11 protein-coding genes are annotated in these 16,277 nt (G+C 58.7%); 5 read left to right on the plus strand and 6 right to left on the minus strand.

Annotated features, from left to right (window positions below; translation table 11 throughout):
• Nucleotides 1–12 precede the first annotated feature (12 nt).
• Nucleotides 13–795: an SDR family NAD(P)-dependent oxidoreductase gene (locus tag AC5S26_RS02355; protein ID WP_494183242.1), complete on the minus strand. Its 783-nt coding sequence runs from the start codon at nucleotides 793–795 to the stop codon at nucleotides 13–15.
• A 434-nt stretch (nucleotides 796–1,229) separates the two neighbouring features.
• Between AC5S26_RS02355 and AC5S26_RS02360 the strand changes: the two genes are divergently transcribed.
• A complete protein-coding gene (locus AC5S26_RS02360; protein ID WP_494183243.1) occupies nucleotides 1,230–2,774 on the plus strand; it encodes a CoA-acylating methylmalonate-semialdehyde dehydrogenase in 1,545 nt (514 codons plus the stop codon).
• 445 nt (nucleotides 2,775–3,219) lie between these two features.
• Here AC5S26_RS02360 and AC5S26_RS02365 read toward each other — a convergent pair whose 3' ends face one another.
• Nucleotides 3,220–3,885 (minus strand): HAD family hydrolase, encoded by a 666-nt coding sequence (locus tag AC5S26_RS02365; RefSeq protein ID WP_494183244.1) that lies wholly within the window; start codon nucleotides 3,883–3,885, stop codon nucleotides 3,220–3,222.
• A gap of 146 nt (nucleotides 3,886–4,031) precedes the next feature.
• Between AC5S26_RS02365 and AC5S26_RS02370 the strand changes: the two genes are divergently transcribed.
• Nucleotides 4,032–5,099 carry a vWA domain-containing protein gene (locus AC5S26_RS02370; RefSeq protein ID WP_494183245.1) on the plus strand — a complete coding sequence of 356 codons (1,068 nt, stop codon included), beginning with the start codon at nucleotides 4,032–4,034 and terminating at the stop codon, nucleotides 5,097–5,099.
• 118 nt (nucleotides 5,100–5,217) lie between these two features.
• On the opposite strand, the gene AC5S26_RS02375 is transcribed toward AC5S26_RS02370, so the two are convergent.
• Nucleotides 5,218–7,530: a GH92 family glycosyl hydrolase gene (locus AC5S26_RS02375; RefSeq protein WP_494183246.1), complete on the minus strand. Its 2,313-nt coding sequence runs from the start codon at nucleotides 7,528–7,530 to the stop codon at nucleotides 5,218–5,220.
• Nucleotides 7,531–7,860: 330 nt separating this feature from the next.
• Here AC5S26_RS02375 and AC5S26_RS02380 point away from each other — a divergent pair, with 330 nt between their 5' ends.
• Together AC5S26_RS02380 and AC5S26_RS02385 are read left to right on the plus strand one after the other, a co-directional pair.
• Entirely contained in the window at nucleotides 7,861–9,708 is a 1,848-nt protein-coding gene (locus AC5S26_RS02380) for an ABC transporter ATP-binding protein (RefSeq protein WP_494183247.1), read from the plus strand.
• A 118-nt stretch (nucleotides 9,709–9,826) separates the two neighbouring features.
• Nucleotides 9,827–10,648 carry a DUF899 domain-containing protein gene (locus tag AC5S26_RS02385; RefSeq protein ID WP_494183248.1) on the plus strand — a complete coding sequence of 274 codons (822 nt, stop codon included), beginning with the start codon at nucleotides 9,827–9,829 and terminating at the stop codon, nucleotides 10,646–10,648.
• Between the two features lie 53 nt (nucleotides 10,649–10,701).
• On the opposite strand, the gene AC5S26_RS02390 is transcribed toward AC5S26_RS02385, so the two are convergent.
• Complete coding sequence (locus tag AC5S26_RS02390; protein WP_494183249.1) at nucleotides 10,702–11,007, minus strand: DUF4242 domain-containing protein; 306 nt, start codon at nucleotides 11,005–11,007, stop codon at nucleotides 10,702–10,704.
• Nucleotides 11,008–11,169: 162 nt separating this feature from the next.
• Here AC5S26_RS02390 and AC5S26_RS02395 point away from each other — a divergent pair, with 162 nt between their 5' ends.
• Entirely contained in the window at nucleotides 11,170–12,417 is a 1,248-nt protein-coding gene (locus tag AC5S26_RS02395) for a hypothetical protein (RefSeq protein ID WP_494183250.1), read from the plus strand.
• 98 nt (nucleotides 12,418–12,515) lie between these two features.
• Here AC5S26_RS02395 and htpG read toward each other — a convergent pair whose 3' ends face one another.
• Together htpG and AC5S26_RS02405 are read right to left on the minus strand one after the other, a co-directional pair.
• Nucleotides 12,516–14,393 (minus strand): molecular chaperone HtpG, encoded by a 1,878-nt coding sequence (gene htpG / locus AC5S26_RS02400; RefSeq protein ID WP_494183251.1) that lies wholly within the window; start codon nucleotides 14,391–14,393, stop codon nucleotides 12,516–12,518.
• A gap of 201 nt (nucleotides 14,394–14,594) precedes the next feature.
• A complete protein-coding gene (locus AC5S26_RS02405) occupies nucleotides 14,595–16,235 on the minus strand; it encodes a tetratricopeptide repeat protein (protein ID WP_494183252.1) in 1,641 nt (546 codons plus the stop codon).
• Between the last annotated feature and the right edge of the window lie 42 nt (nucleotides 16,236–16,277).

A 16,277-nucleotide genomic window follows, 5' to 3' on the forward strand; every position in this document is an offset into this window, starting at 1 on the left:
TGCCGACACGGCTTAGAGCGGCGGAGTGAACCGTCCATCCACGGCCGTCCAGCCTCCATCGACGATGGTCAGGGTTCCGGTTGCGAACGATCCGGCATCCGAGGCGAGATAAACGACCGCTCCCGCCATCTCATGCGGCTTGGCCCATCGGCCGAGGGCACTCTTGTTCGCGTATGCGCTGTACCAGTCTTTATTGGCCACAATCGGTGCGGTCAAGGGAGTGTCGACAACACCGGGTCCAATCGCATTTACGCGAACTCCGTGTGGCCCAAGTTCAGCGGCCAGCGTACGACACATCTGCAGCACACCGGCCTTGGTCGCGGCATAGACGCCCTGTCCCGGCTCGACCGTCAGCGCGCGGATGCTGGCAAAGGCGATGATGCTTCCCTTTCCTCGCTTCTTCATGTTGCGTCCCGCCGCAGTAATCAGGCGGAATGTTCCTTTCAGGTTGAGCGTCAGAACCCGATCAAACTCTTCCTCGCTCATATCCAGCAACTGCTTGCGAACATTGATCGCGGGCGTGCTTACCAGAACGTCCAGGTCGGCAAGCCCGTCGAGCGCCTTCCTGACCGCATCGCCGTCGCGCATGTCGAAGTACATCGCCTCGGCACTTCCACCTGCACCCTTGATGTCGTTGACAACCTTCTGCGCACCGTCGAGGTTGAGGTCGCCGCATAGGACATGCGCACCATGGGCTGCCAATCCGTGCGCGGCAGCTTCACCGATACCACTTCCTGCTCCAACAATAAGTGCCTTCTTGCCGGTGAGATCGAAGAGCTTTCTGTAGTCGTACAAAGCGCTGCTTCCTTTCCAAAGAGAGTTGCCGCAGAAGTAAGTGCACTTGCCGCCTGCCGTCACAGTCTCGCCCACACGCTTCGGAAGCGCAACGGTCCCTACTCTAAACCTGTAGATCGTGCTTTATGCAAAATCCATGGAAAAGGTGCTGCAGCTCCAGATACGGTCGAGAAGGGGGTGCATACGGACCTTAGTTCCGCAGGGGACTTCGTAGTTCATTTCTCCAGCGCCAGCATTCACTGGAGGGGTATCTCCGTGTAGGATGTTGGCCAATGGCGAGATCGCCGGGATTTCAGAATCCGCGGATGCGCCGAGGCTATAGTTAACAATTCTGAAAATCTGTTGCTTATTATGCAACGCGATTTGACCATGAAGCAACCGACAATCTATTTTGGTAACCGCTGGTTTGCAATCTAAAGAAATGAGGTTTCCCCATGTCATCGACCATCGTGGCACCCGAGGTCAATAAGACTGACAGCTCCAGGCCGCGTGAGATCACGCATTGGATTGGCGGTCAGAAAGTCGCCGGCGAATCGGGCCGCTTTGGCGATGTCTACAATCCGGCTACTGGACAGGTCCAGGCAAAGGTTCCGCTGGCAAACAGCGCGGAGTTGAACAAAGTCGTTGCCGCCGCGAAGGCTGCGTTCCCTTCCTGGTCGGCTCAGCCGCCGCTGCGACGCGCACGCGTGATGTTTCGCTTCCGTGAGCTGTTCGAACAGAACACCGACAGGTTTGCCGAGATCATCACCTCGGAGCACGGCAAGGTCTTCTCCGATGCAAAGGGCGAGGCCACGCGTGGGCTCGAAGTCGTCGAGTTCGCGACGGGAATTCCGCACCTGCTGAAGGGCGAGTTCTCCGAGCAGGTGGGCACGGATATCGACAGCTGGTCGCTGCGCCAGCCGCTGGGCGTCGTCGCGGGAATCACACCTTTCAACTTCCCGGCGATGGTTCCAATGTGGATGTTTCCGATCGCGCTGGCGTGTGGAAACACGTTCATTCTGAAGCCGAGCGAGCGCGATCCGAGCGCCTCGATCCTGATCGCCGAGCTTTTGAAGGAAGCCGGGCTTCCGGACGGTGTCTTCAACGTGCTCCACGGAGACAAGGAATCCGTGGATGGGCTGCTGGAGCATCCGGATATCAAGGCTGTGAGCTTCGTCGGCTCGACGCCCATCGCAGAATACGTCTATGCGAAGGGAACCTCGCACGGCAAACGCGTGCAGGCGCTGGGCGGAGCGAAGAACCATATGATCGTGATGCCGGACGCGGACATGGACCAGGCAGCAGATGCACTGGTTGGCGCGGCCTATGGCTCTGCGGGCGAGCGCTGCATGGCGATCTCGGTTGCTGTGACCGTCGGGAACGAGACCGCGGACGCGCTGCGAGCAAAGGTGATCGAGCGCATCGAGAAGTTGAAGGTCCTTCCAGGGATGGAGGACGGCGCGGATATGGGGCCTCTGGTCACGAAGGTCCACCTGAACAGGGTAAGCGGATACCTGGAGACGGGCGCCAAGGAGGGCGCGGAGCTGGTCGTCGACGGACGCAAGGGAGCTTTTCCAAAGGGCGAAGGCTTCTTCCTCGGGGCGACGCTGTTCGATCATGTGAAGCCGGAGATGGTTATCTACAAGGATGAGATCTTCGGGCCGGTGCTTGGGTTGGTGAGGACGAACAACTTCAAGACGGCGATGGATCTGATCAATGAGCATGAGTTCGGCAACGGCACCTCGATCTTCACCCGGGACGGCGATACGGCGCGGGAGTTCGCGCATTCGGTCCAGGTGGGGATGGTTGGCATCAACGTTCCGATTCCGGTGCCGATGGCCTTCCACAGCTTTGGCGGATGGAAGCGCTCGCTCTTCGGCGATCACTCTATCTACGGGCCGGAGGGCGTCCGGTTCTACACGCGGATCAAGACGATTACTGCGCGGTGGCCGAAAGGCATTCGGGCGGGAGTGGATACGACCATGCCGACCCTGGGGTAGGCCCCCGTACTTTTTTGTGCAAAGTCTTGGAACGATGCAACTTAGGTCCGGACTTCGTGTTCTTGTTGATCCTAAAAACGCCCCGGCTTGGCCGGGGCGTTTTGTCTTTACTTGTTTTAAGGATAGCAGTTGGAGAGGAATGAATCGGCAGTCTTTATGTCTTCTGGAATCAGTGGGATGGGCCATTCTTTGACTTGACAGTCGATCTTCCGTGGGCTGGTAGGGCGGATTGATACGAACCGCAGGTCCTTCGACTCCGCTGCGCTTCGCTCAGGATGACAAATCCGTAGAGTTCTTTCTCTGTGGGGTGCAACGCGAACCGCAGGGTCGGGTTAGTTATGTTTTGTCCTCCTGGCATCATGCGACGCATCGGCGAAATACAGTGATTCCTCGACTCGCTACGCTCGCTCGGAATGACGTGGAGTAGATGGTTTGCGGAAAAGTGCTAGAGGGTGATGAGGGCGCTACGGTCGAAGTTCTCGAGCAGGTCGGAGATGTCTCTATAGACCTCGATGCATCCGGCGTCGTACAGCTCCTTTTCGGTCCAGCCGCCGGTGGTCACGCCAACGGTCTGTACTCCCGCCTTGTTGGCGGACTCGGCATCCCAGGGAGTGTCGCCCAGGGCAAGAACGCGGTCGGGCTTTGCGCCCAGCCTGCGAAGCGCCGTCTCGAAGATGTCGGGATGTGGCTTCGAGCGGCTGACGTCGTCGGCGGTGGTGGAGACGTTGACCAGGTCCGAGATGCGGGCGATGGCCTTGTAGGTTTCGAGCTCGTCTTTGTTGGCCGAGGAGGCGAGCGCGGTTTTGATGCCTGAGGTCTTCATGCGCTGGAAGAGCTCGCGAGTGCCGGGGAAGGCTTCGACCTTGCTGAGGTAGTCCTGCTGGAAGACGAATTTGCGGAAGGTCTTCAGGGGCTCTTCGAGAATGCGACGGCGCCAGAAGGGGATGAAGACGGGAATGAGCTCGTCGCCGCCCTTGCCGATCTGGCGACGGATGGTCTCGACGTCGAGGTCGACTCCGGCGACGGAGAAGGCATCTTTCCAGGCCGAGGCATGGAGCCAGTTGCTCTGAACGAGTGTGCCGTCGATGTCGCATAGAACTGCTTCGACCATGAGTGCCCTCCGGACTTCAGGTGAATGAGATGCGGATTCGCCTGGCACGACGAGGGGCACGAAATGCGCCCCGGCTTCCGAAGAAAATCACGCGCTGCCGGCTTCAGGCATACTGTCTCCGGCGTGTATCCGTTGCGTGGTAAACGATGAAACTGCTCTTGTTAGCGGGATTGGCTTTGTCGAGTGCGTTGGGACTGATGGCGCAGGACACCCCATCCGGTCATGACGAGCCAGTTCGAACCTTGCACGTCTACACGGACCTTGTTCAGATGCCGACGCTGGTTCTCAGCCAGAATCGAACGAGGATCGACCCGCGGATTGGCGAACGAAGATTTTCGATCCGTGTCGATGCGGGGCCTTGGTTCCGAGTTACCCATGTCCGTCCGGAGGGAGACGATCCGATCTCGCTTTCGATTCTGCTCGATCCCAGCGCGATGGATCTCATGCAGAATCTCAGTCGAGAGATTGCGAACCTCGCCCCGATCTTCCTGACTCCTCGAGATCACGTCTCGCTCTACAGCCTGGGCTGTGGTCTCACTCGATCCCTTGACGATAAACCGGCCGACAATGCAAGACTTCTCGATCGTGTGGATGTACTCCTGGCGCCGTGGAGGGCTTCCGGGAAAAACGAACCGCATTGCACACAGAAGCCCGCTTATCTATGGGACGCCCTGGGATTTATCTCTGCACGGATGGAAAAGCTTCCCGGACGAAGAGTCATTCTGGTCCTGACCGATGGGCGCGACAAGGGAAGCGTGCGCAAATGGAATGAAGTACGGGCCTTTGTCCAGACCGCCAGTATCGCCGTGTTTGGTATTACGGTGCCGTTTCGCAGCTCTTCCGTAAAGGCTCCTATATCGACTAGCAACGATGTGTATCCGCTCTTGTCGATCTGTGAGTTGAGTGGAGGCATACTGATGCCGACAACGCCCGAGCTGATAGAGGCGACGCTGCTACGGGCCATGGCCATGCTGCGCGAACGTTACATCCTGGAGTTTCCACGACCTTCGAATTCGACCCAGGGGGTGCACAACGTAGAAGTAAGGATTGCGGGCGGAGACAAATACTACGTAAGGCCGACCGGCGTCACCGTTCCCCTTCCGGATGACTCCGTCCTGAAAGATCCAACGACGGTTCCCTCCGATCCTTCGCGCTCACCGGAACAGGGAAAGCGCCGTGTTCTGACGCAACCATCAATGAAGCCGAAGAACTAACAAAAGGGCTGTCATCCATTCGACGCGTAAGCGATTTTTCATTCAGGTGTTCGGGGATGCGAGCCCACTCATGCGGTGAGGCCGCATGAATGGGGCACCCCGTTTCGTTTGCCGAACCTTACTTGTCTGACATCGATGGAGGCGGGGCTCCGGTGTCCCAGTGCGTGGGTTTGTTGGTCATGGTGAGGTGGAGCTCGCCGCCTGCCATCAGCTGGTCGTGGGTGAACCACGAGCGTTGATAGGGTTTGCCATTCCATGTGGCACTGGCGATGTAGACGTTCGTGCGGGAAGAGTTCTCCGCGACGATGGAGAAGGTCTTTCCGTTTCCCAGTGTGATGGAAGATCGGGGGAAGGTCGGTGAGCCGATAAGGTAGACGTTCTGTGCGGCGACGGGGAAGAAGCCCATCTGGTTGAAGACGAGGAAGGAGCCCATCGCTCCGGAGTCGTCGTTGCCGGGAAGGCCGCCGAGGCCGGTGTGATAGCTGGCGGGGAGCATGGCGCGGATGGTTTTTGCGGTGCTGCTCTGTTCGCCGATCCAGTTGTAGAGGTACGGCGCGAGGAAGCCGGGCTCGTTGCCTACGTCGTAGCGGTAGCGGCCGGATGGGCCGAGAGCGAAGAAGAGATCGAGACGTTTTTTGAAGGCTGCGCTTCCTCCAGCCGTGTTGATAAGCTCGCGAACGTCCTGCGGGACGTAGAGCGAGTAGGTCCAGGTAGTGGCTTCGTAGAAGTTGTCCTGATACCAGGTGCCGACGAGATGAGGGTTGAAGTTTTCTTTCCATCTTCCGTCGGCGTGACGCATCCAGATGAATCCTTTTACATCGCCTCGTTCGGTGTGGTCGACGGCATCGGCGTCCCAGAGCTTCTTCCAGTTTGCGGCGCGCAGAGCAAACTTCTTCGCGTCGTCGTCCTTGTGAAGTCCCTTCGCCATCAGGGCGACGGCGTAGTCGTTGGCGGCGTACTCCATGGAGCGGGAGCCGGGGCGATCGGGGCCGCCGGCAGGATCGGAGTGTTCGATGGAGAGATAGCCGAGGCGTTTCCATTCGTCCATATCGCCACGCCCGAATCGGATGGGAGCCGTGGATTCGGTATCGGCGTCGTGCACCATGGCGCGATAGACACGCTCCCAGTCCAGACCGGGAAGATGTTTTACGAACGCGTCGGTGAACATCATCTCGGCGTCGGAGCCACCCTGAGTTCTTCCAGCGAAGTTGCCGGAGCGGCCGTCGAGAAAGAAGTGGTCGTGGTCCTGGATTTCGAGCAGCGACTGCAGGATGGCAGTGACTCGTTTGGGATCGAGCAGCGTTAGAAGAGGAGTCGAGGAGCGGAAGGTGTCCCAGATGCAGTAGAAGTCGTCATAGTACGGGGTCGTGCTCTGCCAGAGCGGATTCTCGCCGGTCCGGTCCACGGGCATCAGCATGGAGTGATAAAGGCCGGTGGTGAACTGCTGCCGCTCACTCGGCGAGCCGCCTTCGATCTTCACGGTAGCAAGCTGCTGGTTCCATGCAGCGACGGCAGCTTTGCGCGTGCCCTCGAAGTCGAAGCCTGAGACCTCGCTCTGCGCGTTCTTCTTTGCCTGCTCGATGGAGACGAAGGAGAGACCTACCTTTACCATCACAGGTTTGTTTCCTGCAGGGAAGGTGAGATAGGCCCCGGTGCTGACGATGGGAGCAGGCGGCTGGGGGAGCGTCTTCATCGTGAAAGGCATTTTGTAGCTTGCGGTCTTCGCTCCCGGCTGTACAGCCTTGCCGTCAGCCCACGTACCGCTTGCGGCTGCCGGAGTATCGGTGACGAGATAGAAGTAGACCTTCATGGGCGTGGTCTGGATGTTCCAGCCCATGACGGAGGCCTGCATGCCTGCGATCTCTGTTGGCGAGAGGACTTCGACGTCGGTGGAGTAGACGACCTGGCCCTCAGGGTAACGATGAGGGGAGTCGTGAAGCTTCATGAGCAGATGCCCGACGTCGACGAGAAGCGTGCGTTCTCCCTTTGCGGGATAGGTGAAGCGGTAGACCGGGGTTCGGCGCGCGGTGGTGATCTCGGCGCGAATGCCGGATCGGCCAAGCTTCACGGAGTAGTAGCCAACCTGTGCATGCTCGTCTTCGCGCGGCGCGGAGCTGTGGGCGGGATCGGCCTTGCCCATCATGGGTTGCACGGCGATGTTTCCGTACTTGGGTCCGCCGCCCGTGCCCGATACGTGTAACTGGGAGAAGCCATTGAGGTTGCCTGTTGCCTGCCATCCCGCATTGCCCTGGTTGTCTCCATAGTCGGGGCCGGGCTTCGCCATGCCGAAGGGTAGCGTTGGTCCAACGAAGACGTTGCCCCCCTTGTCTGCACCGAGCATGGGATCGATCTCGGACGCGTTCTGCGCATGAACGAGAGCGGGCGCCGTGAGAGCAAAGAAAGAGAGAAAACCGAGGAAAAGGGCTCGCATATGGGATGAAGATCTTTATACTGCACGCCGGGTTTCCGGCGCTCGCCATGCTAAACTAGAGGACACTTTAGCCGAAAGGAAGGACCCTTCGATGTCAATCAAGCGCTTTATGTCGAGCTCCCTCGCAGGCCCTGCGCGCTTTGTCCTTCCCGGCGCAGCTACCGCGTAGGTCGCTTCCTCCGAGCATCCCTTAAATCTGTGGAATCCGTGGCGAGAGCCATGGGATTTTCGCGTTCTGTTGCCGGGTTGCTCCGCTTTTCCATCAATTAAGCCTGTCTCTGCTAAGGCAGGCCTGTCCGCGGACTTGTCTTGTCCGCCTATGGGATGAAAATGACTGCCACTCGCAACTCCGCTATCCGTGATGTTCTTTCTTTTCTGTTTCGCCACTGGCGACGCGAGAAGACCATGGTCGCCCTTACGGCTGCAAGCATGGCTGCGGCCACGGGTGCCGACCTTCTGATGCCGGTGTACTCCGGCCAACTGATCGACGCGATTGCGTCGGTCACAGTCGCGCGTTCTGCTGCGATTCACTCCGCACTGCATGCCGTGGTGTTGATGGCCTGCCTCGGCGTGCTGCTCGTGATGGGACGACATGGCGGATTCCTTGGGATCGTGCGGTTGACGCTACGGCTGATGTCGCGCTTTGCCGACGATGCGTTCTGGCGGGTACAGCGATTCTCGACCGACTGGCATGCGAACAACTTTGCCGGATCGATCGTTCGCCGGGTGACCCGCGGAATGTGGGCCACAGACCTGATGAATGACACGCTGCTGCTGGCCCTGCTGCCGGCGGTGCTGGTGCTGATCGGCTCGTCGGTGCTGCTGGGCATGCACTGGCCCATGATGGGCTCGATCGTCGCGATTGGCGCGGTGCTTTATATCTCCCTGTCGATCACGCTCTCGCTGCGGTATGTGGCGCCGGCGGCGCGTCTGTCGAATGCGCAGGACACGCGCATCGGCGGAGCGATGGCCGATGCCATCACCTGCAACCCGGTGGTGAAGGCCTTCGGAGCCGAGGCGCGGGAGGACCAGCGCCTGCGCCAGGTTGTGGGCAAATGGAGACTTCGCACATTCAGGACGTGGACGCGAGGCACGTGGAGCGGCACCGTGCAGTTGCTTGTGCTGCTTTGCCTGCGGATCGCGGTGATTCTGTATGCGCTGCTGCTTTGGTGGCAACACACGGCTACGCCGGGCGACATCGCATTCGTGCTGACCAGCTACTTCATCATTCATGGCTACCTGCGCGACATCGGCCAGCACGTGGCTAACCTGCAGCGCAGCGTGAACGACATGGAAGAGATGGTTGCGCTGGAATCGCTTCCGCTTGGCATCGTGGACAAGAAGGACGCGAAGCCCATTCGCATTGAGCTGGGAGATATTCGTCTGGACCGGGTGACGTTCCGGTACGGCGCTCATACAACGCCGCTGTTCGAGAACTTCTCGCTGCACATTCCGGGAGGACAGCGTGTGGGCCTGGTTGGACATTCGGGCTCCGGCAAGACGACGTTCGTGAAGCTGCTGCATCGGCTGTACGACATCACGGAGGGCGAGATTCTGATCGACGGGCAGAACATCGCCAACGTGACGCAGGACTCGGTGCGGTCGCAGATGGCATTGGTTCCGCAGGAGCCGATCCTCTTTCACCGCTCGCTGGCAGAGAACATCGCGTATGGTCGTCCTTCGGCGACGCGACGGCAGATCGAAGAGGCTGCGCGGCTGGCGCATGCGGAGGAGTTCATTCTTCGGCAGCCGAAGGGGTACGCCACTCTGGTCGGTGAGCGCGGAGTAAAGCTGTCGGGAGGTGAGCGTCAGCGGATTGCTCTCGCCCGCGCCTTTCTTGCGGATACTCCGGTGCTGATTCTCGATGAAGCAACGTCGAGTCTTGATTCCGAGTCCGAGGCGCTGATCCAGGAGGCGACGGAGCGGCTGATGGTAGGTCGCACCGCGATCGTCATCGCGCATCGGTTGTCGACGGTGCGGATGCTCGACCGCATTCTGGTCTTCGATCACGGAGAGGTGGTCGAGGAAGGAACGCATGAGTCACTGGTGACGGAGCGGGACGGAACCTACAAGCGGCTGTTCGATCGGCAAGCGCTGGGTCTGTTGGTCGGGACAGAAGCGATGCCGGAGCCAATTGAGGCGCGCGATGAGGCGTTGTATGGGTACGGCACAGATTAGTCTGTGCCGTATTTTTTTTTGTTTGATGAGCGAATTTTGTGACGAAAAACGCGGACTGCGGAAAACGGCAGGCTCAGGGATGACGTCCAATCCTCTCATTGCTTGAGGAGGGCTATCCATGAGCGAAGTGCATGATCCGAAGATGGCTGCGGCGATTGCGGAGGCGCGGCATCGGAACGAGGAGTCGCTGGCACGGCACCGCGTGGTTTCGCAGGAGGAATGGCTGAGGCTTCGGCTGGACCTGATGGAAAAAGAGAAGGAGTACGTGCGCGTGGGCGATAAGCTGAGCGCGAAGGTGCGGGCGCTGCCGTGGGTGAAGGTGGAGAAGAGCTACACGTTTACGTCACCGGAGGGCGATAGGACTCTGGCGGATTTATTCGGCAAACACAGTCAGTTGTTCGTGAAGCACTTCATGATGGAGCCGGGGCAGGAGTGGCAGTGCCAGGGGTGCTCGCTGGAGTCGGATCATGTGGATGGACTGTTGCCGCACTTCGAGCATCACGATATGTCGTATGTCTCTGTATCGCGCGCGCCGATTGAGGAGATTGAAGCGGTGCGGAAAAGGATGGGGTGGGAGTTCTGCTGGGTGTCGTCATACAAGTCGGAGTTCAATTATGACTTTCATGTGTCGTTCCGGCCAGAAGAGGTCAAGGTAGGAAAGACGATTTACAACTTCCGCGAACATACGATCGGGCCGGAGACGTTTACGCTCTCAGGCCACAGCGTGTTTTACAAGAATGCGAAGGGCGAGATCTTTCATACGTACGGTACGTTCGGGCGCGGCAGCGAACAGTTCATGGGAGTCTACGGCTACTTCGATGTGTTGCCGAAGGGACGCGAGGAGTATGGGCCTACCCACTCGCTACCGGACTGGGCGAAGGTGCATGACCGGTACGAGACGGACGGGGATGCGGGCGGGTGTGGGTGCTCGCATGGATGAAGATTGAGGTCTCATGCGACTCGTGCGATGAGACAGCTCTCTTGAAGATGTCCTTATGAGCGTGCTACGGCCATCACCGCTTTGCATGACTCCGCGGTCGAGGGATCAACGACCTCTGTGATTACGGCGATGGAGTCGGCGGCGAAACCTCCTAACCGCGCATGCTCCCGGATGATCTCTTCGTTGGGAGCGATAAAGACGCAGTAGACCTTGTTCGGCGTCACGAAGGTTTCGAGCCACTGGATCTGCGGGCCGAGTTCGCGGAGCACGGCACAGGAGGTTTGCGAAGCCGCCTGAAGCTGAGGCGGCGTTAAATCTCCGGCGCCGGGCATGGACCTCTCAATCATGTACTTTGGCATGGGTTTTCGATTCCTTTCCAATGTGCGAGCCGAAGTATAGCACCGGAAATTGAGACGTCTCAATTTAATTTATTTGAACTGGGACTACTCTTAGCTGCGGTCGAAATGGGTTTGACTGTACGGTTCGGAGCAAATTCGCGGTCCCTGGTGTCTAACGCAAATATGACCTTTAGAAAGTGGGCTGTACGGATTGTCCGCTTTTCCGGTGTGGTGGCTGTGTCCCTTGTGCTGATCGCTTTTCTGGCGGTCCAGATACAGCAGCGGATGCTGCGCTGGCGCGCTGAGCGGCTGTTGGCGGATATGCACCAGATTCGCCTGTATCAGAGCTCATGGGCCGATGCACGGCGGCTGATGCACCGCTGGGGAGCGTGGGGCCATTACAACGGAAGCTGCACGGCTGCCAGTTGTAAGTACGAGATCGCAATGGACAGCATCGACCGTTATAACCCTCGTGTTCCACGTCACGCCTGGCTGGATTGGCTTCTCCAGCACGACCGGTTGAATCTCTATCAGTGGTTCGGCGGACGTGCCTCAGGAGTTAGAGCCTCCTTCACGGTTCATGACGGAACCATCTGGAGGGAAAGCACCGCGATGGGCGTCACCGTTCCCAGAAGGAAAATGCACGGGAAATTCGCTGTCCACAAGGTTCTCGTCTTCGATGATTTCGACAAAGAACTTTCTATCGGTGCCGTGAGTTACCAGAGACTTCATCGGACACTAGAGAACCCCTTCTTGTATATGGGCGGCGCTGAGGGGCTTGCAGGTCATCCTTACTACAAAGTGGGGGGACCGGATGGCTGCAAGCCCAACTGCCAGATCCGGATTGTCTACTACTCCACCCATACTCCACCGGCCGAGATCGAGCGCCTGACCTCGTATGACTTTTCCTGCTTTACCCGGTTCAACCCATGTAAAGAGTTTGAAGATCTACTGCCTGCGGCGAAGGAGTGGCATCTCGACAAAAAAGACGAACAGAAACAGTTCTCTTTGCCGCAAAAGCCCTGCGACATTCCTGCCTGGGCGCTGGCGCGGGACGCCCGCTATGTTCTGGCCGTCGAGGCTCTCTCGACGAACGTCGTTAAGGTTCACGAAGACTATGCCGAGTTCCATCGCGAGGTGGCAAAGGTACGGGTTGTCAGTTCGCTCAAGGAGCCCGCTCCCTGGCTGCCTGGCGCGATCGTAGATACTCGTAACGAGTGGTTCAACGATGCTTCGTCATCCAGCGAAGCCGAACACTTCGTTCCCGGAAGACGATACATTGTGTTTGCACTCGGAAATGACCGAAGGGATCAATTCGTGACCAAGGACTCGCCCGTCAGGTTTGAACCATGCGGTGCGCGGGAAGACACTCCCGAAATACGGGGCGAGCTTGAGAAGGGCTTTGCGCAGAATGACACGCTGCGTCCTTAGTGCAAATTCCTTTGTCAGCAGATACAGATCCGTTTCATAACCTGCCACGAAAGAACGCCTCCCTTGCGGGAGGCGTTTTGTTTTGCGGCTTGTGTTGGTTAGATGGATTGGTTGAGCACGCGGTTGAGGCGTTGGACGAAGGTGGCTGGGTCTTTCAGGGGGACACCTTCCAGTAGGAGTGCTTGGTCGAAGAGGAGCCACGCGGCGTCTTCGGCTTTGCCGTTGCCGGGATCCGCCAGGAGCTTTTTGATGATCTCGTGATCGGGGTTGATCTCGAGCGTTGGGGTGGGCTCGGGCATCTCTTTTTGTCCCATGGCTCGCATCATGTGGCGCATGCGGGCGGAGGGCTCGTCTTCGTCGGAGACGATGACGGAGGGGCTGTCGGCCAGACGCGTGGAGACGCGAACCTCTTTGACTACTTCGCCGAGTGTGCCCTTGATCTTTTCGAGCAGCGGCTTGAGGGCTTCGGCTTTCTCCGCGGCCTTTTCGGGTGTGGACTCGTCTTTGAGGTCTTCGCTGGCTGCGCCTTTGTTGACAGCCTTCAGGTCGGTATCGCCGTACTTGTCGATGGAGGAGAAGACGATCTCGTCGATGTCGTCGTCGAGGAGGAGGACTTCGATGTCCTTCTTCTTGTAGATCTCGAGCAGGGGCGAGTTGCGCAGGATGCTCTCGGTGCCTCCGGTGATGTAGTAAATGGCCTTCTGCTCGGGCTTCATGCGCGACTTGTAGTCGGCGAGTGAGGTGAGGCCTTCGACGTTCGTGGACTTGAAGCGGATGAGGTCGAGCAGTGTCTCGCGGTTAGCGAAGTCGCCGTAGAGGCCTTCCTTGAGCGGACGGTTGTACTCGGCGATGAACTGCTTGTACTTGTCGGGATCGTTGGTGGCTATCGTCTTCAGCTCGGAGAGGATCTTTTTGACGCTGGCGGTCTTGATGCTGTTGAGCACCTTGTTCTGCTGGAGGATCTCGCGCGAGACGTTGAGGGGGAGATCTTCGGAGTCGATGATGCCACGGACGAAGCGGAGGTACTGCGGCAGCAGCTCGCGGGAGTCGTCCATGATGAAGACGCGCTTGACGTAGAGCTTGACGCCGCCCTTGTAGTCGGCCTGGTAGAGGTCGAGGGGCGCTTTGGCAGGGATGTAGAAGAGCGTGGTGTATTCGAGCGTGCCCTCGGCACGGGTGTGGAACCAGAAGAGCGGGTCTTCCCAGTCGCCGGAGATGGATTTGTAGAGCTCCTTGTAGTCGTCGTCGACTAACTCACTCTTTGAGCGACGCCACATGGCGGAGGCGGAGTTGACCTGTTCGGTGGTGCGAGTCTTGATGGACTCCTTCTTCTCGGCGTTCCACTCGCTCTTGTCGTAGGTGAGGAAGATGGGGAAGGCGATGTGGTTGGAGTACTTCTTAACGATCTCTGTGAGGCGGTAGCTGTTGGCGTACTGCGAACCTTCTTCGTTGAATTGGATGAGGATGGTGGTACCTGCGGTGGCGCGCTCGGCCGGCTCAAGCTCGAAGCCGGTCTTGCCGTCGGAGGTCCACTTCCATGCCTTGTCTTCGCCGGCCTTACGGGAGATGACCTCGACCTTGTCGGCGACCATGAAGACGGAGTAGAAGCCGACGCCGAACTGCCCGATGAGGTTGGAGTCTTTTTTGGCGTCGCCGGAGAGATGGGAGAGGAAGTTTTTGGTTCCGGAGCGGGCGATGGTTCCGAGGTGGGAGACGAGGTCTTCCTCGTTCATGCCGATGCCGGTGTCGGAGATGGTGAGTGCCTTGGCTTCTTCGTTGAGCTCGAGGTCGATCCGGGGGTCGAACGGGAGCGATTTGTAGGCTTCGTCGACTAGGGTGAGATGACGGAGCTTGTCGAGGGCATCGGAGGAGTTGGAGATCAGTTCGCGGAGAAAGATCTCCGGATGGGAATAGAGCGAGTGAACGATGAGCTGGAGGAGCTGAGAGACTTCTGTTTGAAATTCACGCTTCGACATAGGCTTCTATTATCGCTAAGAGGAAATCTCTGTGCCAGATGCTGCATTTTTTTGTGGGCTTGAACAGACTCCGGCCAGAGCAACGTCCGGTAGATACGTCCCTATCTTGGCAAATGATTTTGCTGTTATGTGAAAATACCGTCATTCTTCGCCTGCGGCTCGGAATAACGGTATCTAGACTCGAGAGAACTGTTGTAAGCGCTACAGCGTAGCGATGGTCAAGGTTGTGTCGGCTTTTTGCCAGGCTTTCTTGAACTCGGCTTCGGTCTTCGCGGCTTCCGCAGTTTGCTTCTGCGCCAGTTGGCTTTGCCACAGACCATAGAGAGAGCGTCCGCTACCGGGATTGATCTCGAGATCGCGGCGGAAGACGGCTTCGGCTTCGGCGGGCTTGTGTGCGCGGAGGAGGGCTCCGCCGAGAGATTCGCGGACGGGGTAGTACCAGTCGGCGGGCTCGTTGTAGAGGAAGGTGTCGTTGAGGACGACGGCTTTGCGCCAGGTCTCGATGGCCTGAGTGAGGTTGCCTTGTGCCTCCTGAAGGCGCGCATCGAGGACGTCGAGGGCGAGTTGCAGGGCGGACTTGGCGGGGTTCATGAAGTCGGGGATCGCATTGGCAGGCAGAGTGTCGATTCGCTCGGCGAGAGCGGCGCGCTCTTTGAGTGCCTCGGGAAACTTATGCTGCGCGACGAATGCGCTGCCGCGGGCGTAGTGCCAGAACGCGGTGAAGTCTTTGAGACGCGGTTCGGGCATGGTAGCCGCGAGGATGGTCTTCCACTGCTGGAAGCGTGTGAGCATCCATGGTTGTGTGGGAAGGAACCACTCGGTTTCGGGGTGGTCCTTGGTAGCGGGAATGACCTGCGAGACAAGGTCTGCGGCGGCTTTCTGGGTGCAGGCGTTATTGCCTTCCATCGCGCAGGCGGCGGCGAGGAAGTGGATGTTATGGACGTAATACATGCTGTAGTACATGTTCGTCACGGATTCGAGATGCTGCGACTCGAAGTAGGCGCGGTCGGCAGCGACGGCGCGCTCATTCGCAAGTTGGGAGCCGGCAAAGTTGCCGGTACGCTGATAGGTGTGTGCGGGCATGTGAACGAGATGGCCGGCTGCGGGAGTGGCATCTTCGAGGTATTTCGCGGAGGCGATTGCGATCTCAGGATGCGGCGAGGACTCGGTGGCGTGGATCAGGAGATGATTGGCGCCTATGTGGAGGGGGTCCTTTTTAACGGCAGCCTGAAGGATTGAGACGATCTCCTCGGTGTGAGGCGCGGGGCTGCCGTCGGGGTTCCAAAGCTTCCAGGGGTTGAGATCCATCAGGGCTTCGGCATAGAGAACGGAGGCGTCGACGTCGTTGGGATAGCTTGCAGCCAGAGCCTTCATGGCGTCGGCGTATTCGGTGCCATGTACGACGATGTTGTCGCCGGTGCCGCTGTAACGCGTGGAGAGGGCCTGGATGTAATCCCGCTCGGGTTGAGTCTGGGCGAGAGCGCGTGCTTTGGCCAGAGCGGTAATGGCTTGTTGGGAGCGCACGTGGCCGATGTCGATGTCGTTATAGTTGGGGCCGACGGCGAGGGCGACTCCCCAGAGCGGCATGGCCGCGGTGGGGTCGAGTTCGGCAGCCTTCTGGAAGGAGCGGCGGGCCTCGTCGTGATTGAAGGCCCAGATGTAGTCGAACCCCTGATTGAAGTACTTCTGGGCCTCAGGAGTGGAGATCCGAATGGGATGGTTGGAGTTGCCGATGCCGGATACAAGCGAAACGGGGCGATGATCGTCCTCGTTCGACATTTGCATTGTGGTCTGCGCCAACAAAGAGGAGGAGAGGAGAAGTGCTGCAATCAGGGCTTTCATGATGTTCTCTTTTCAATAACACGCAGGTCCCCACTTTATTCC

This window comes from Edaphobacter sp. FHG110511_03 (assembly GCF_059115365.1).